Genomic DNA, 16,308 nt, shown 5'->3' with positions numbered 1-16,308 from the left:
CTCCGGGTCCCAAGCCCCATGTCCAGATCATGACACGCTCCCGTCGTGACTTCCTCAAGGCAGGCGCGACCGTCGCCGCCGGTTCCCTCGTGGCGACGAGCCCGCTGCTGGCCGATACCGGCCGCATCGTCCTGCCGTCCGACGACCTCCCCCGCGCTGATGACCCGGTCATCAAGGCGCTCATGCAGGTGGCCATCGATACGGCCAAGTCCGGGGGGGCCTCGTACGCCGACGTGCGCGTGGCGGCGCGCCGCCAGCAAAACGTGAACACCCGCGACCGGATCGTGCAGGGCGTGAGCGACACCGACACCTACGGGCTCGGCGTGCGCACTCTCGTGGACGGTGCGTGGGGCTTCGCGGCCACCAGCCGTCTCGACAAGGACAGCGTGGCCACTGCCGCGAAGGCGGCGCTGGAGCAGGCGCGTGCCAACCGGGCGTCGCAGCTGCGCCCCGTGGTGCTCGCGCCCACGCCCGGTAATCAGGTGGGCGAGTGGAAGAGCCCCATCGAGATCGACCCGTTCACCGTGGCGATCACCGACAAGGTGGGGTACCTGCTCGCCGCCAACGAAGCGGCGCTCAAGGTGAAGGGTATCCGGAACGTGAACTCGAGCATGTTCTTCCTGCGCGAAGAGAAGTCGCTCATGACGAGCGACGGCTCCTACATCGTGCAGACGATCTATCGCACGTCGCCCAGCATGACGGTGACGGCGGTAAGCCCAGATTTCCGCGACTTCCAGTCGGTGCAGGGGAACGAGATTGCGCCCATGGGGCTTGGCTACGAGCACGTGGTGAACAGCAAGCTGGCGGAACACGCGCCGCGCTGGGCGGAGCTCGCGGTGCAGAAGCTGAGTGCGAAGCCGGTGGAGCCAGGGCGCTACGATCTGCTGCTGCACCCGAGCAACCTGTGGCTCACAGTGCACGAGGTGATCGCGCACCCCACCGAGCTCGATCGTGCGCTCGGCTTCGAGGCCAACTACGCCGGCACGAGCTTCATCGCACCGCCCAAGGACGTGTTGGGCAAGCTGCGTATCGGCACCGACCTGCTCAACATCGTGGGCGACCGTGAGCAGAAAGGCTCACTCGGCGCGATCGGCTGGGACGACGAGGCCGTGAAACCCGTCAAGTTCGATATCATCAAGAACGGCATGTTCGTCGACTACCAGACCACGCGCGAGCAGGCCACGCTCATGAGCGACTACTACCAGAGCGTGGGCAAGCCTGTGCGCAGCTACGGCTGCTCGTACGCGCAGAGCTGGGCCGACGTGCAGTTCCAGCGCATGCCCAATGTGAGTATGGTCCCCGGCAACAATGACGACACGTGGGAGAGCATGATCGCGAAAATGGACAAGGGGATCGCGATCGTGGGCGACGGGTCGTTCTCCATCGATCAGCAGCGCTACAACGGCCAATTTGCCGGGCAGGTGTTCTACGAGGTGAAGGGGGGCAAGATCGTGGGGCAGCTCAAGGACGTGGCCTACCAGTTCCGCACCCCGGAGTTCTGGAAGTCGCTCAAGGCGATCGGTGGCCCGCGCAGCTATCACCTCGGCGGTGCGTTCGGCGACGCCAAGGGGCAGCCGGGGCAGTCCAACTCTGTCAGCCACGGCTGCGTGCCGTCGCTCTTCCAGCAGGTCAACATCATCAACACCGGGAGGACGGCATGAGCGCGTTCGGAAGCGATGCTCGCGCACCCCGTTCGCTCTTTGCGCCGGCCGCCATTCTGTCCCGCGCCGAGGCGCAGGAAATCGCCCAGCGCGCGCTGCGCAACTCACCCGCGCCTGAGACGCGCGTGACGATCAATAGTGCCGCCCGCGCCGACACACGCTTTGCGCTCAATCAGGTCACCACGTCGGGCGAGAATCAGGACACGCAAGTCACGATCACGGCGTTCGACGGCAATCGGGCCGCGAGCGTGAACACGAACCGTCTCGACGAGGCGTCGCTCGCGGCGGCCGCGAAGCAGGCGTACGAGATTGCGAAGCTGGTGCCACCCAATCCGGAGCGCATGCCGGAGCTCGAGGCGCAGAGCTACCCGCCCCTCCGGGAGCGAGTGCTGTCGCTCCCCACGCCCAGTGAACGCGCGGCGGCAGCGAAGATCGTGACCGAGCTGGCGCGGAAAAACGACCTGATCGCCACGGGCTTTATCGAGTGCCGCGCTGGCGCGTCGGCGCTGGCCAACAGCAAGGGGTTGTTCGCATACGACTCGAGTTCATCGGTCACGATGACGAGCACCGTGCGTTCACCAGACGGCACCGGTTCTGGCTGGGCGTGCAGCGACGGCAACAGCTTCGCCGATCTTGACCCCGCCACACTGGCCGCCACCGCCGTGCAAAAGGCGCGGGACTCGCGCAATCCGGTCGCGATCGAACCGGGGCGCTACACCACGATTCTCGAGCCCACGGCCACGGGCAATCTCGTGCAGCTGATCGCCGGCGCCATGCAGGCGCGTGCGGCCGACGAAGGCCGCTCATTCTTCACGAAGCCCGGTGGTGGCAACAAGATCGGTCTCAAGGTGGTCGACGAGCGCGTCACGCTGCTCACCGATCCGAACGATAGTCCGAGCACCGGCGGCGGCTACGATGATGATGGGCTGCCGCTCGAGAAGGTCGTGTGGATCGAAAACGGTGTAGTAAAGAACCTCAACTACGATCGCTACTGGGCACAGAAGCAGGGTGTGGCTCCCACGCGTTCCGGTGGTGGTGGTTTCCGCGGTGCTGGGCGAGCACTGCGCATGATGGGGGGCACGTCGAACATCGCCGACATGGTGAAGGGCACGGAGCGCGGCGTACTGGTCACCCGCTTCTGGTACATCCGCCCGGTCGATGCACGCACTATTCTTTACACGGGCCTCACGCGCGACGGCACCTTCCTCATCGAGAACGGCAAGGTAACGCGCCCCATCAAGAATTTCCGCTTCAATGAGAGCCCGATCTTCTTCCTCAACAATCTCGAGGCGCTCGGGCCATCTGTCCGCATCAATGCGAGCGAGAATCTCGGTGCCGGCGGCGCCGTGTACATGCCGGCGATCAAGGTCCGCGACTTCACCTTCTCGAGTCTGTCGGACGCGGTGTAAGCACCGACGGCAGTAGCGTCCAGGGTCCGCATCACGGCATCAAGACAACACGGCACTCAAGTTTTGACTTGGGTGCCGTGTTGACTTGGTGCCGTGTTGTACCTCAGGACCGTTCAGCTACTCTGCTCACACCGCGTACACGAACACGCACCCCGCCTCTTCGGCCATCACGTTGGCGAAGATGCCACTGGGCTGCATGATCACCCCGGGCACCAACATGCTGTTGGCCTTTTGGCGGGCGTCAGCGGCGTCGAGCTTGTCTTTCTTCTGGACCATGGCCACGACCGAGCGATAGGCGAGGCCGCAGCCGAGCGCAATTGCTCCATTCTCGAGTTGCTTGTCGAGCAGGTAGCCGCGGAGGGTGGGTGGTGCTTCTGTGCCAGGCGCTGGAAGTACCGGGTTGTACGTCATGGTCTTTCCGTCGTCGCCCTTGAGCTTTCGTTGCTTACCCACTTCGTATGTGGTCCAGAAGTCCTGGTTCATGGCCAGGAAGATGCCGCTGTGTCGAATCACCATCACACTCGAGAGATCACCGGGCTGCGTCTTGAGGACGTCAGCGAACTGCCGCTGCCAGATCCCAGAGCGCAGTACCCCGACGCCCCCCTCGATCTCGGGGATGTCGAACATGGCCTTGTGCTTCCCGGTGATGCGCTTGGTCCACGAGGTGTCCCATTGCTCCACTTGCTGCTCGTCTTCCCACTCGCCTATGGCGTCGTGCAGCACCTCGGCGGGGCTGCCCTTACCTGGTGCGCGCTCCGCCCGGGCGAGCGCAGGAAGGGCCATCAACGATGCGGCGCCTAGTCCTGCCTGCTTGAGAAATGCACGACGGGGGGCTGATGACATGCGAGGCTCCGGACACGGCACGGTGAAGTGGAACATTGCGGGACAACGGAAGATCACACCTCGCGCGACGAACCGCATCCCGTCGCCCAATCCACGGCATCTATATTACGGGCATGATCCCGCGCCCCTCCTTCCTGCCCGCCTTTGCTGTGATCATTCCGCAGGCAGAGCCGCCCGCCCGCTACACCGGCGGGGGCATCCCCAAGGGAATCGTGATCGGGATCGGCCTCGTGCTGCTCTACTTCCTTCCCACCATGCTGGCGTGGGCAGGTGGCAAGCGCCGCAAGGTGAAGGTCACCGTGGTGAACCTGTTCACCGGCTGGACGATTCTCGGCTGGATTGCTGCCATGCTGATGGTGTGGGCCTACGAAGCACCCGACACCGATTCCTCCGGGGCGGAAGCACCCTAGGCCGCTCGAGCTGGCCATTGGCGCGCTTCGGCACCACTCAGCGCTCGTAGGTGGAGGTGAGCTCGTGCAGGCGGTCGGTGACTTCGGGTGTCAGTTGCGCCCAGGTAACGCGGAAGCCCCAGTTGCCCTTCTGGCGCCCCGGTAAATTCATGCGGTCCGCGCTGCCGAGTCCGAGGACGTCCTGCATGGGAAAGAGTACGGTGTTCGCGACCGACGCGAGCGCCGTCCGAATCAGTACCCAGTGTATGTCACGGCCATCGGTCGCGAGGTAGCGTTGGGCAAACGCCCGCTCCCGCAACACCGTCTCGGCAGAACGGGTGGAGTCGCCTTCACCGGTCGATTGCCACCACCCCATCGTGGTGTCGTTGTCGTGCGTGCCCGTGTACACCACGAGGTCACGATCGTAGCGATGCGGGATGAAGGTCGATCCCTGTTCGTTGAAGGCGAACTGCAGGATCGCCATACCCGGGTAGCGGAACTGCTCGCGCAGTGACTCTACCTCGGGAGTGATCAGCCCGAGATTTTCCGCGACGATGGGCAGCGGACCGAGCGCGCGGGTGAGCGCCTCGAACAGCGGGGCACCGGGCCCCTTCACCCAGTGGCCGTTGACGGCGGTCCGGGCGTCGCCCGGAATTTCCCAATAGGCCTCGAAGCCGCGGAAGTGATCGAGGCGGACCATGTCGAAGAGCTCGAGCGCGGCGCGCATGCGCTGAATCCACCACGCATAGCCATTCGACTTCATGCGTGCCCAGTCGTAGAGCGGATTGCCCCACAGCTGTCCCGTCTTGCTGAAGTAATCGGGAGGCACACCAGCTTGCACGCGTAACGTGCCATCGGCGTTCAACTGGAATTGTGTGGGGTTGGCCCATACGTCGGCCGAGTCATGGGCCACGTAGATGGGCACGTCGCCCATCAGCGTGATGCCGAGCGCTCTACAGGCGCGGTGCAGGGCATGGTACTGGCCGAAAAAGACATACTGCTGCTTGTAGATTCGCTCGATGTCCGCGCGGAGGCGCGCGCGCCATGCAGTGAGCGCGGCGGGATTTCGCTGGGCCGCGCCACGCTCCCACTGCGTCCACTCTACGCCGCCGTGCGCCTGCTTGAGCGCCATGAACAGTGCGTAGTCGGGGAGCCAGTGATGCTGCTCGTGCACGAACTGCTCGACGGGGGCATCGAATGGCATCGTGTCGAGCCACGCGGCGAGCGCCGCGTGTTTGGCCGGAATCACTTCGCCGAAATCGACGGCGTGGGTCGGTTGCTGCTCGGCGCTCCATCCTGGCACGTGGATGAGCAGCGGATTACCCGCGAAGGCGGAAAAGCCTTGATAGGGGGAATCTCCGTAGCCCGTAGGGCCAAGCGGAAGCACCTGCCAGATCTTGAGCCCCGCATCGGCGAGCCATTGCACGAAGCGATGCGCATCGGGACCGAAGTCGCCAATGCCGCCATTGCCGGGAAGCGAGGTGGGATGCAGCAGCAATCCTGCTGCGCGGGGGAACTGCATGTGCGGGGGCGGGGCGGATCTCCGCATGAACCGAAGGAAACAGCAGGAATCCGCAAAGTTGCCGGTGGAGCCATTTGGCGCCAGCACCTGGCGCCGGTGCTGAGGGACCGGTCGACCAGACCCGTGCGCGTGGATGCGGGGCTCCCCCATGCGTTTCGCTGGCCGGGCCCTTAAGCAGTGTCATACCGAAGAAAATCCGACAAGTCGCTACAGGGCAACACGTTACGACGCTGCGCGGGCTGCGCGAATTGTCAGACCCTGGCACGACCTTCTCTGCACACCTCCAACGCGGAGACAATGCATGGATGCCGTACTGCAGGTTGATCATCACCCGATTGGCTCATCATTCCCACAGGCCCCCGCCGAGAGTGCCTCCGGCGTCGTCGTCAGGGCGCTGCTGACCGTCTCCGGCCTCGCACCGGTCAGTAACCGCGCGCCGATCGCACTGTCGTTCGTCATCGATCGCAGCGGGTCCATGGCCGGTGATCGAATCAAGGCCGCCCGCGTGGCCGCCGCACGCACCGCCGAACGCCTCCACCCGGATGACGTGGTATCGGTGGTCGCCTTCGATGACCTCGTGGAAACCATCGCGGCTCCCGATCGCCGTGCCCGCCATCATGCGCTGAGTGCCGCCTTGCACGCCCTCGATGTGCGTGGCCGCACCAACCTCAGTGGTGGGTGGCTGCGTGGTCGTGAGCACATGCAGGCAGCCCTCGCGATGATCGGGACGCTGCCGGGCTCCTCCCGCCGCATTGTGCTGCTCACCGATGGGTGCGCCACGGCCGGCATCACCGACCCCTCCATCCTCGTTGAGTTGACCCGCGCTGCCCGCCACATGGGTATTTCCACCACCACGGTCGGGATCGGTGAACGCTATGACGATCACCTGCTACGGATGATGGCCGACGCCGGTGGCGGCAATGCCTGGTACATCGAACACGCGGACCAGTCGCAGGACGTGCTGGCCGAGGAACTCGGTAACCTCCTCTCCATCTGCGCACAGGGGCTCACAGCCACCATCACGCTGAGCGATGCCGTGCAGATCCTCGCCGTGCACTCGGGATGGCCCACGTCGCAGCCTACGCCAGGCGCATTCGCCTTCGACCTGGGCGATCTGTACGCGGCAGAGCCCAAACCCCTGCTCCTGGAACTGTCCATTCCGCAGGAGCAGCTCGATGCGCGGAAGGCGGCCGGCAGTCCGATCGCGGTGCTGACACTCACGGCCGACGTGATCACCCCGACGGGGAGTGTGGAACATCGGACGCTGCATCTCCCCATCGCGTCGTCACTCGAGGGCCAGCAGTCCATGCGTCCGGAAGTCGAGCAGGCCGTGCTGCTCGCGCGTGCGGCACGGGCGCGCGAAGACGCGGCGAGACTCCAGCGCGAAGGGCGCGCGCACGAAGCCCAGCAAGTGATGCGTGAACAGCGTCGTACGCTTGCTGAATCGCCGAACTTCACGGCAGACGAATACGCCGCTGTCCTCCAGAGCATCGCCGAAGACTTCGACGATCTCTCCGAGAAGTACCGGGACGGCACCTTCAGTGAACTCGACGCGAAATACCAGATGCAGCGCAGCTACAACACCCGGCGTGGCAAGGCCTCATACGACGAAAAACTGCGCCGCCGGCGCGGCGAGTGAGCGGCGAGTGCACGACAATGATGTGAATGCCGTTGAATGCTTGTTCCGAATGCTTCGAATTCTCGCGGCGAATGCCTGTGCGGGCGCCGGTGTTCGGCGCGCCCCCAGTCGCCCCTGTCGCTGGTAGCGGCCGGCGGCTGGGGATAAGTTCCGGTATGCGCTCGCCATCCATCCGCGTACTACCGGTCGGTCTTTCGTGTCTGCTCGCGGCAATGGCCGCTCCCCTGCCAGCGCAGGGGCTGCGTCCGTCGACGACGGGACTCAGTGTCGCTGCCAGCGCCGGCCTGGCGCGCGCCACCAGTGAGACCGACGGAACCTCCGGGACGGTCACCGAGATCGTCCCGCGGATCGAGGTGGCCTACGGGGTCACCCCGCGGTTCAGTATGCTCATCGCGTTGTCACGTAGTACACCGCGTGTGGATGACGCCGACTATTCCGTGCGCAACGTCGACATGGGGGTGCGCTACCTCGGCTACGCGGGCCGTCCACTCCGGCCCTTCGTGGAGGGCGGCCTGTCGATTCGGAAGTTTTCACTCACCGACAACGGGCCTGCACTCACATCGCAGGACGTGGGCGCCTGGGGCGCCGCCGGTGGGATGTGGTTTCCGGGGGCACGCATCGCGCTCGAAGCAGCGGCGACCTACGGTCGCGTGCAGTTCGAAAGCTGGCGCGCGGATGGCCTCGCCCCAACCATCCGTCCCGTCACGCTCACGGAAATCGGTGTGCGCGCTGGCGTTCGCCTTTTCGCGCGCCCCCGCTGACGCTTAGCGCGAGACCAGCCACTCCGCGAAGGCGCGGTCGCTGGGCGCCAACGGCAACGCCGGCAGTGCCTGGGCCGTACACCACTGCAGCGCTTCATGCTCGTGACACGTCGGGTTGCCGTCGATGCTCGTGGGGATGAACACAATCTCGTAACGCGAGCCTGATTCCCGCGTGATCATCAACGGTGCGGCGACGCCCGTGACCGTTACCCCGAGCTCCTCCCGCAGTTCGCGCTGGGTGGCCGCCAGATCCGATTCGCCCGGTTCGCACTTCCCGCCGGGAAACTCCCAGAGGCCACCGTGCTGCTTGTGCCGTGGCCTTTGACAGATCAGGTACTCCACGGCGGTCTCGCCTCGAGACACCACCGCCGCCACCACGCGAATGGGCGTGGCGGTCATACCCGTACGCGCCCGACGCGCGGTGCCGCGTTCACTGCGTCACGCCCATGAGATAGCGGTTGTACCACCCGAGATAGCGGTCCAGCAGATCCAGACGAAAGCTGGGCCGCGAGATCCCGTGGAACTGCCCAGGATACACCACCATCTGCGTGGGCACGTTGAGTGACTTGAGCGCCTGATACATCTGCTCACCCCCGCTGATCGGCACGTTGAAGTCCTTCTCTCCACCGAGGAACAGCGTGGGCGTGGTAATGCGATCGGCCTTGTAGAAGGGGTAGCTCAGTCTTTCCCACAGCTTCGGGTTCTTCCACGGCGCCCCCAGTTCGTTCTCGTACTGGTAGATGTACTGGTCGGTCCCGTACATCGACGTCTGCAGGGCACTGCCGGCGCCGCTCGTGGCCGCTTTGAAGCGGGTGGTGGTGGCGATCGTGTAGTCGGTAAGGATGCCGCCGTAGCTCCAGCCGCCGATGCCAAGTCGGTTGGGATCTACAAAGCCGAGCGTCAGTACGTGATCCACGCCGGCCAGCAGATCCTGCACTTCCTTGTTCCCCCAGTCGGCGAAGATCGCCTTTTTCCACGCCTGGCCACGCCCGCTGCTGCCGCGGTAGTTCACCGCGAGCACCACATACCCCTGCGCCGCAAACACCTCGCGTTCGAAGTTGAACAAGTGCTGGTCCTGGCCGTTCGGCCCACCATGAATACGCAGCAGCAGCGGATACTTCTTGGTGGCATCAAAGCCCGCGGGCTTCACCAGCAGGGCGCCAACCGTCAGGCCGTCCTTGTTCCTGAACTGCACGTCTTCGGTGGTCGCTACGGCGAGCTGCGCGAAGAGCGAATCGTTCACGTGCGTGAGCGCGCGCAGCGACCCACTGTCCCACGCGTACACCTCGGCCGAACGTCGAGCGGTGCCGGTATTGAGCACCAGGCGCCCCGTCGTCGATACATCGAACGACGTGACGACGCGGCGGCCATCAATCAGGCGCGTGACCGTACCACTTCCGATGGCCACCTGCGCAAGGTGCTGGGCACGGTCGTCGCCAAGCAGGAACCGCAGCGCGGAGCCGTCGGTGGTCCACTGGAGCTGGTTCACGTCGCGATCGAGCGATGCCGCGATCAGTCTCGGCGCACCACCAGTACTCGGCACTACGGCGATGGTGTTCTGGGTATACGCCGACAGCTGCGGTTCGCTCGCCTGCAGGTACGCGATCGACTTACCGTCGGGACTCCACGCGGGCCCGGCGTCGGGGCCGGCCCACGTGGTGAGCTTGACCGGTGTTGTGCCGGGCGCGGCCTCCACTACGAAGAGATCGCTGTTGTTGAAGCGATCGGGATCACCGTCGGCGCGCTCACTCACGAAGGCGAGTCGTTTGCCGTCGGGCGACCAGCGCACCTGCCGGTCGTCGTAGTCGCCGGTGGTGATCTGCTCGGACTTCTTTGTGGCCACGTCGACGATCCATACATGATCGCGACGACGGTCGAGGTACCCCTCGTTGTCACGCTTGAAGGCGTAGCGATCGATCACGATGGGTTTCGGATGCTTCGATTTGAGTGAGTCGGGCTTGGACTCCTCGGGGTCCGGGTCGTGTGAGACCACGGCGATGCGCGTGCCGTCCGGTGACCACTCGTACTCACTTACGCCACCCTTCAGGTTCGTGAGGCGCACCGCTTCACCGCCGGCACGATCGAGCAGCCAGATCTGGCCGCCCTTCGACTCGTAGCGCCCGGAGACGAACGACAAGTACCGATTGTCCGGGCTCCAGCGCGGGTTGCTCTCACCGTCCGGCGAGCCGGCCATTTTGAGTGCGCGCGTGCCCTCCCAGTTCACCATCCACACGTCGCTGTCGCTCTTGTCCTTCGCGGAGTCCACGGAGGTGACAGTGTAGGCGATCCACTGACCGTCGGGCGATATGCGTCCGGCGCCTACGTCGCGGAGCTGAAAGAGATCAGCCGGGCGCACCGGCCGCTGGGCCGCGGGCTGCGAGGAAGCGGTGAGCGGTGCGAGCAATCCGCACACGGTGAGCAGCAGGTGAGCGCGCATGTGCAACCGAGAGGGGTGGAGGGGACGACTACACGACTACACGACTACACGGCGGGAGCCTGAGGGACCTTCCTCGGCGAATACTTCTCGAGATCGCGCCCCATGAGCAGCGTGGAGAGCACCACGGTGGCGCTGATCCAGAAGGGGCTGGCCTGGCCGAACGCGTCGAACGCCACGCCCAGCAGCACGGGAAACGCCACGCGCGTGATACCCCCGTAGGTCTGCTGCACGCCCATGTAGAGCCCACGGTCGGTGCTGCTGACAACCCGCGAGAGCATGGCCGTCACGCACGGGAAGGTGAAGGCCGTGCCGAGTGGCAGCATGCCGACCGAGAGGGCCAGCAGCGGCAGGTTGGGCGCAAGGGAGAGGCCGACGAGACCGGCCGCGAGGAACACGATGCCCACGCGGCTGAGGCGCGGCTCCCCCACATGGTCGACGAGTCGCCCCAGAATCAGCGCACGCACCACCACGCTCAACACGCCGATGTACATGAAGAAGTAGCCGATCGTGCTTTCGTTCACGCCGAACCGCTCGGCGAGGAATAGCGCAAGAATCGCCGTCGTCCCCTGGAAGGCGCCGATTGCCAGTGCATAGATCAGGATCAGGCGCGACGCCGGCTCACTGGGGTGGCTGATCACGCGCATCACCGTCTCGCGTGACCCCCTGCGCACCGACGTCACGCCGTCGCTGTGCGGCTTGCGCACTTCCGTGAGGTACTTCCACGCGAAGAGCATGTTGACCACACAGAGGCCGGCCGCCACCAGCCCGGGGGTATTCTTGTTCCACAGCTGCACCCAACTGCCGATCACCGGCCCGAGTGCCACGCCGGCGTTCGTCGCCGCCGACAGCCAGCCAAGGCTCTTGGCCCGATCCTCAGGACGCGTGGCGTCGGCCACGTAGGCTTGAATCACGCTCACGGTGCCGCCGCCGGCGCCCTGCACAATGCGCGAGAGGAATAGCAGCCAGAGGCTGTCGGCGTACGCGAACACCACGTACGCGATGGCACTGGCGCCAAGTCCCACCATCAGCGCGGGGCGACGGCCGTAGCGATCGCTGAAGCGCCCCCAGATCGGCGCGCTGAGCAGCTGCGCCACGCTGAAGGAACTGACCAGCAACCCCACCACGGCACCGCCGGCACCGAGGTTCTTCGCGTAGAACGGCAGCAGCGGCAGGATCATCAACAGGCCGAGCATGTCGATGAACGCCGTCACCATCAGTACCACGAGCTTGCCGAACGCCGACTTTCCGTCGTCGACGTGGGACTCGCGCGTGTGCTGGGTCGATGCGTTGCTGTCGGTCACGAGGTGAAATTCATTCCGTCTTGCCAAGGGCGGCGGGCGGCACGCTGCGGCCCACCACGCCGGCGAGCGCAATGATCGTCAGTACGTACGGGATCATCTCGACGAACTGGCTTGGGGCCAGCTGGGCACCCTGGAGCTGAATCTGCAACGTCTCGGCCCCTGCGAATAGCAGGCAGGCTACCGCCACCCGCACGGGCTCCCACCGGCCGAAGATCACGGCCGCAAGCGCGATGAAGCCGCGTCCCGCCGTCATGCCGTCGGTGAACTGATGCTGGTCGAGCGCCAGGTAGGCACCACCGAGACTCGCGAGGGCGCCCGCCAGATACAGCCCCTTGAGTCGCATGCCGTTCACCGCCACGCCCAGCGACGCCGCTGCCTCCGGCTTCTCGCCGACGGCGCGGGCGCGCAAGCCGAACGGCGTACGGTACAGCACCCAGCCGAGTGCCGGCAGCGCTGCGATGCCGATCCACACCACGGGATTGATGAAGCTCGCCAGCATGGCATTCGCCACACCCTCGCCGCCGAAGCCGGGCACGCGCGGCGAGTTGCTGGAGCTGTCGAAGACGAGCCGCAGGAAGAAGCGCGTGCTGGCTGCGACGATGAGGTTGATCGCCACCCCGACCACCACCTGGTTGGCCTTGAAGCGGATCGTCGCGACGGCCAGCAGCGTGGTGATCAGCGCGCCGGCCACGAGTGCGCCGAGCAGCCCCGCCCACGGACTGTCGCCGTAGTAGCTGCCGAGTGCGGCCCCGAACGCCCCCGACAGCATGAGTCCTTCGAGGCCCAATGCAATGACACCCACGCGTTCCGACATCACACCGCCTGCGGCGGCAAGCAGATACGGCACCGCAATGCGGATGGCCTGCAGCATGAACGCGAGCAGCATCATGCCTCGATCCCTCCCTTGGGCGCGGCGCCGCTGCCCGCGCGCGTGAGCGACGCCGACACGCCGGCCGCTGCGGCGCGCAGCTGGGCCCGTACCTCGGGCACGGCTGTAGCCACCGACAGGATGACGGCGGCCGTGAGGATGTCGGTCAGCTGCTTGGGCACCACCGCATTCACCGCGAGGCCACCCTGGGAGAGCGTGGCGAAAAGCAGCGCGGCGGCCAGAATGCCCAAGGGATGGTTGCGCCCCACGAGCGCCACCGCGATGCCGAGAAAACCGGCACCTCCGGCGAAGCCTTCTTCGTAGTAGCCCTTGTAGCCCAGCACGAAGTTCACGCCACCCAATCCGGCGAGTGCGCCAGACAGCGCCATGCTCACGAAGAGCACGCGCGGCACCTTCACCCCGCCGTATTCCGCCGCATCGGGCTGCAACCCCACGGCGCGCAGTTCATAGCCGGCGCGCGTGCGAAACAGATACCACCACGCCGCCACCGCCGCGAGCACCGCGAACACGATGGTGAAGTTGGCGGCACTGCCGCGGAACATCGCCATGGCGTCGGCGAGACGCGGCACGTTGCCCGCAGCAATGTCGGGGGTGCGCAGCGTTTCGGGCAGGTGCAGTTTGGTCGACACGATCCAATTGAGCAGCGCCAGTACGATGAAGTTGAGCATGATCGTCACGATCACTTCGCTGGCACCGAACCGTGCGCGCAGCGCGCCCGGCAACGCCCCCACTGCCGCCCCGGTGGTCATTGCTGCGACGAGGCACAGGGGGATCGCCACCACCGCCGGCAGCGACGACGGTAGCAACAGGCCAACCAACGCGGCCCCGAAGCCGCCGGCCGCAAGCTGCCCCTCGGCGCCCACGTTGAAGAGCCCCGCGCGACCGGCGAGCGCGAATGCAAGACCGGTGCAGGTGAGCGTCGTCGCCTTGTATAGCACCTGGCCGATGCCGTAGGCGTTGCCCCACGTGCCCTTCACGAGCAGGGTGTACACCGCCGCCGGCGATTCGCCGAACGACAGAATGAGCAGGTCTCCAAGCACCGCCGCGAGACAGAGCGCCACGACAGGCGGAAGCACGGCCTCCCACACGCGCGCCTCGTTGACCGATGTCTGGCCACTCATGCGGCGGCTCCTGTCATGTAGGGGCCAAGCAGCTCGGCCGTGCACTGCGCCGCCGGAAGCACCGCCACGAAACGTCCGCCGTACATCACGGCAATACGATCCGACAACGCCAGCACCTCCGGCAGATCCGCACTCACCAGCAAAATCCCCTTGCCAGCGTCACGCGCGGCACGCAGCTGGGAATGAATGAACTCGATCGCACCGACGTCCACACCGCGGGTGGGTTGCGCCGCCAGCAGGACCTGAAACTCGCGTCCCATCTCCCGGGCGATCACGATCTTCTGCTGGTTGCCTCCCGACAGCGCACGGGCCGACAGGCTCGCCATCGGGGGACGGATGTCGAAGCGCTCCACCTGTTCGCGCGCATTCTGCGCGATGCGGGTGAGATCGAGCCCGCCGCTGTTCACAAAATGGTGCTGGCGACCGAGGATCAGGTTGTCGGCGATCGAATAGTCGAGCACGAGCCCGCGGCGCTGCCGGTCCTCGGGGATGTGTGACAGCCCGCGATCGGCGCGCGCTCGCACCGGCAGCGACGTAAGGTCATGTGCACCCAGCTCGATGCGCCCCGACTGCGTCCGACGCAATCCCGCAATCGCCTCGAGCAGCTCGGTCTGGCCGTTCCCTTCCACGCCGGCAATGCCGAGGATCTCCCCGGGGCGGATCTCGAACGACAGATCGTTCACCGCCGTCGTGCCGCGATCGGAGCCCACGCGCAGCCCTTGCACCCGCAGTACGGGCGCGCGCTGATCGGCACCAGACGTCGGTGCGTGCGATGCGCCGGCGTGCACGGCACCCATCGCGTCGAGATGGAGATTCACGTCGCGCCCAACCATCGCGCGCGCGATGTCGCGCGGGGTGACCCCCTGCGTAGGGAACCGGGAGACCGTCGCGCCGGCGCGCATGACGGTGATGTTGTCCGACACGGCGATCACTTCATCGAGCTTGTGCGTGATCAGGACCACGGTACCACCGTCGGCGCGCAGCGTGCGCAGGACGGTCCAGAGTTCCTGCACCTCGGGTGGCGAAAGCACCGCCGTCGGTTCATCGAGGATCAGGACCTTCGCCCCACGGTAGAGGGCCTTCAGAATCTCCACCCGCTGCGCCTCACCCACCGACAGGTCAGCGATCTTCGCGCGCGGATCCACGTGCAGTCCGCACGTCCGACAGAGCGCCTCTACCTCGATCACCGCGCGCTGGAGATCGATCGTCATCCCCTTGAGCGGCTCGGTGCCCAGCACCACGTTTTCCGCTACCGTGAGGGTGGGGACCAGCATGAAGTGCTGGTGCACCATGCCCACGCCCGCCGCGATGGCCTCGGTGGTCTTCCATCCCGTCACGTTGCGGCCATGCACTTCCACGGTACCGGCATCGGGCGCGTACATCCCCGCCAGCACGCGCATCAGCGTGCTCTTGCCAGCACCGTTCTCTCCCACGAGCGCGTGGATCTCGCCCCTGCCCACCTCCAGCGAGGCGTCGCGGTTGGCGACCACCGCGCCGAAGGTCTTCACCACGCCAGACAGGCGGATGGCGTGGGGCTGCGCAGCGCCGGTCATGGCTGCCCCTCGCGCGTGGAGGGCACGGTGATGCGTTTGGCCACGATGTCGGCAGTGAGCGCGTCGAGCTTGGCGCGCACGGCGTCCGGAATGAGCGCCGTGTTGTTGGCGTCGTACACGTAGCCCACGCCCTGTTCGGCCAGCCCGAATTGCTGGACGCCGCCGGCGAACGTGCCCTCCTTCACGGCTTTCACGGCCGCCACGACCGAGGCATCGATCCCCTTGACCATGCTCGTCAGCACAAAGCCCGGTGCCTCGTTGTACTGATCGGCATCCACGCCGATGGCCAGTTTACCGGTGGTGCGCGCGGCCTCGAACACGCCAAGCCCCGTGGAGCCGGAGGCGTGGAAGATCACGTTGACGCCCTGGTTGTACATCGCCAGCGCCATTTCCTTGCCGCGCCCGGGGTTCCGGAACGCTTCGGGGGTCACACCGGCATAGTTGGCGATCACTTCGCAGTCGGGGCACACGTGCTTCACGCCGGCGCGATACCCCGCCTCGAACTTGTGAATGAGGGAGATGTCCATGCCACCCACGAAACCGATCTTCTTGCTCTTCCCCACCAGGGCGGCGAGCGCTCCCACGAGGAACGAGCCCTCCTCCTCGCGGAACTTGAGCGCGCGCAGGTTGGTGGGCAGTGGCAGCGGCGCGCCGTCCTTGCCCACGGGCACCGACATGTCCACGTTGGCGAACCGGACGTTCGGATACTCCTTCGCGAGCGCCAGCACGTCGTCGGTGAAGATGAAGCCCACGCCGATCACGAGGTCCATCCCCTCGGCAGCC

14 protein-coding genes are annotated in these 16,308 nt (G+C 65.9%); 5 read left to right on the top strand and 9 right to left on the bottom strand.

All coding sequences use genetic code 11. The features are described from left to right. Positions 1-29: 29 nt before the first annotated feature. Together ACIQ51_RS00070 and ACIQ51_RS00065 are read left to right on the top strand one after the other, a co-directional pair. A complete protein-coding gene (locus ACIQ51_RS00070; RefSeq protein ID WP_396202947.1) occupies positions 30-1,661 on the top strand; it encodes a metallopeptidase TldD-related protein in 1,632 nt (543 codons plus the stop codon). Continuing rightward, the gene (locus tag ACIQ51_RS00065; RefSeq protein ID WP_396202946.1) at positions 1,658-3,070 is read left to right on the top strand and encodes a TldD/PmbA family protein; all 1,413 of its coding nucleotides are present in this window, start codon (positions 1,658-1,660) and stop codon (positions 3,068-3,070) included. The genes ACIQ51_RS00070 and ACIQ51_RS00065 overlap by 4 nt, the downstream gene beginning before the upstream one ends. Positions 3,071-3,196: 126 nt before the next feature. On the opposite strand, the gene ACIQ51_RS00060 is transcribed toward ACIQ51_RS00065, so the two are convergent. Further along, the gene (locus ACIQ51_RS00060) at positions 3,197-3,913 is read right to left on the bottom strand and encodes a hypothetical protein (protein ID WP_396202945.1); all 717 of its coding nucleotides are present in this window, start codon (positions 3,911-3,913) and stop codon (positions 3,197-3,199) included. 113 nt (positions 3,914-4,026) lie between these two features. On the opposite strand from ACIQ51_RS00060, the gene ACIQ51_RS00055 reads away from it, so the two are divergent. Next, the gene (locus ACIQ51_RS00055; protein WP_396202944.1) at positions 4,027-4,323 is read left to right on the top strand and encodes a superinfection immunity protein; all 297 of its coding nucleotides are present in this window, start codon (positions 4,027-4,029) and stop codon (positions 4,321-4,323) included. 37 nt (positions 4,324-4,360) lie between these two features. On the opposite strand, the gene malQ is transcribed toward ACIQ51_RS00055, so the two are convergent. Beyond that, entirely contained in the window at positions 4,361-5,851 is a 1,491-nt protein-coding gene (gene malQ / locus ACIQ51_RS00050; protein ID WP_396202943.1) for a 4-alpha-glucanotransferase, read from the bottom strand. Between the two features lie 274 nt (positions 5,852-6,125). Here malQ and ACIQ51_RS00045 point away from each other — a divergent pair, with 274 nt between their 5' ends. Both ACIQ51_RS00045 and ACIQ51_RS00040 read left to right on the top strand, forming a co-directional pair. After that, the gene (locus ACIQ51_RS00045) at positions 6,126-7,463 is read left to right on the top strand and encodes a VWA domain-containing protein (RefSeq protein WP_396202942.1); all 1,338 of its coding nucleotides are present in this window, start codon (positions 6,126-6,128) and stop codon (positions 7,461-7,463) included. Positions 7,464-7,618: 155 nt separating this feature from the next. Continuing rightward, entirely contained in the window at positions 7,619-8,224 is a 606-nt protein-coding gene (locus ACIQ51_RS00040) for a hypothetical protein (protein WP_396202941.1), read from the top strand. 3 nt (positions 8,225-8,227) lie between these two features. On the opposite strand, the gene ACIQ51_RS00035 is transcribed toward ACIQ51_RS00040, so the two are convergent. The 7 genes from ACIQ51_RS00035 to ACIQ51_RS00005 all read right to left on the bottom strand — a co-directional run. Then, a complete protein-coding gene (locus ACIQ51_RS00035) occupies positions 8,228-8,623 on the bottom strand; it encodes a (deoxy)nucleoside triphosphate pyrophosphohydrolase (protein WP_396202940.1) in 396 nt (131 codons plus the stop codon). Positions 8,624-8,654: 31 nt separating this feature from the next. Next, positions 8,655-10,661, bottom strand: coding sequence for a S9 family peptidase (locus tag ACIQ51_RS00030; protein ID WP_396202939.1), 2,007 nt, complete (start codon positions 10,659-10,661; stop codon positions 8,655-8,657). A gap of 44 nt (positions 10,662-10,705) precedes the next feature. Next, positions 10,706-11,962, bottom strand: coding sequence for an MFS transporter (locus ACIQ51_RS00025; protein WP_396202938.1), 1,257 nt, complete (start codon positions 11,960-11,962; stop codon positions 10,706-10,708). Positions 11,963-11,972: 10 nt separating this feature from the next. After that, on the bottom strand, positions 11,973-12,851 hold the full coding sequence (locus tag ACIQ51_RS00020) for an ABC transporter permease (protein WP_396202937.1): 879 nt from the start codon (positions 12,849-12,851) through the stop codon (positions 11,973-11,975). Continuing rightward, positions 12,848-13,972 (bottom strand): ABC transporter permease, encoded by a 1,125-nt coding sequence (locus tag ACIQ51_RS00015; RefSeq protein WP_396202936.1) that lies wholly within the window; start codon positions 13,970-13,972, stop codon positions 12,848-12,850. The genes ACIQ51_RS00020 and ACIQ51_RS00015 overlap by 4 nt, the downstream gene beginning before the upstream one ends. After that, positions 13,969-15,525, bottom strand: coding sequence for an ABC transporter ATP-binding protein (locus ACIQ51_RS00010; RefSeq protein ID WP_396202935.1), 1,557 nt, complete (start codon positions 15,523-15,525; stop codon positions 13,969-13,971). The genes ACIQ51_RS00015 and ACIQ51_RS00010 overlap by 4 nt, the downstream gene beginning before the upstream one ends. Further along, positions 15,522-16,308 (bottom strand): BMP family protein (locus ACIQ51_RS00005; RefSeq protein ID WP_396202934.1); only part of this gene is annotated, 787 nt, incomplete at its 5' end. The genes ACIQ51_RS00005 and ACIQ51_RS00010, both read right to left, overlap by 4 nt.

Source organism: Gemmatimonas sp., assembly GCF_044344655.1.
Taxonomy (GTDB): domain Bacteria; phylum Gemmatimonadota; class Gemmatimonadetes; order Gemmatimonadales; family Gemmatimonadaceae; genus Gemmatimonas.
This window is presented reverse-complemented; position numbering and strand designations above follow the sequence as displayed.

Excerpts from the sequence above, each read along its gene's own strand:
- ACIQ51_RS00070 (WP_396202947.1), top strand. The coding sequence starts at position 30 with ATGACACGCTCCCGTCGTGACTTCCTCAAGGCAGGCGCGACCGTCGCC.
- ACIQ51_RS00065 (WP_396202946.1), top strand. The coding sequence starts at position 1,658 with ATGAGCGCGTTCGGAAGCGATGCTCGCGCACCCCGTTCGCTCTTTGCG.
- ACIQ51_RS00060 (WP_396202945.1), bottom strand. The coding sequence starts at position 3,913 with ATGTCATCAGCCCCCCGTCGTGCATTTCTCAAGCAGGCAGGACTAGGC.
- ACIQ51_RS00055 (WP_396202944.1), top strand. The coding sequence starts at position 4,027 with ATGATCCCGCGCCCCTCCTTCCTGCCCGCCTTTGCTGTGATCATTCCG.
- malQ (WP_396202943.1), bottom strand. The coding sequence starts at position 5,851 with ATGCGGAGATCCGCCCCGCCCCCGCACATGCAGTTCCCCCGCGCAGCA.
- ACIQ51_RS00045 (WP_396202942.1), top strand. The coding sequence starts at position 6,126 with ATGGATGCCGTACTGCAGGTTGATCATCACCCGATTGGCTCATCATTC.
- ACIQ51_RS00040 (WP_396202941.1), top strand. The coding sequence starts at position 7,619 with ATGCGCTCGCCATCCATCCGCGTACTACCGGTCGGTCTTTCGTGTCTG.
- ACIQ51_RS00035 (WP_396202940.1), bottom strand. The coding sequence starts at position 8,623 with ATGACCGCCACGCCCATTCGCGTGGTGGCGGCGGTGGTGTCTCGAGGC.
- ACIQ51_RS00030 (WP_396202939.1), bottom strand. The coding sequence starts at position 10,661 with ATGCGCGCTCACCTGCTGCTCACCGTGTGCGGATTGCTCGCACCGCTC.
- ACIQ51_RS00020 (WP_396202937.1), bottom strand. The coding sequence starts at position 12,851 with ATGATGCTGCTCGCGTTCATGCTGCAGGCCATCCGCATTGCGGTGCCG.
- ACIQ51_RS00015 (WP_396202936.1), bottom strand. The coding sequence starts at position 13,972 with ATGAGTGGCCAGACATCGGTCAACGAGGCGCGCGTGTGGGAGGCCGTG.
- ACIQ51_RS00010 (WP_396202935.1), bottom strand. The coding sequence starts at position 15,525 with ATGACCGGCGCTGCGCAGCCCCACGCCATCCGCCTGTCTGGCGTGGTG.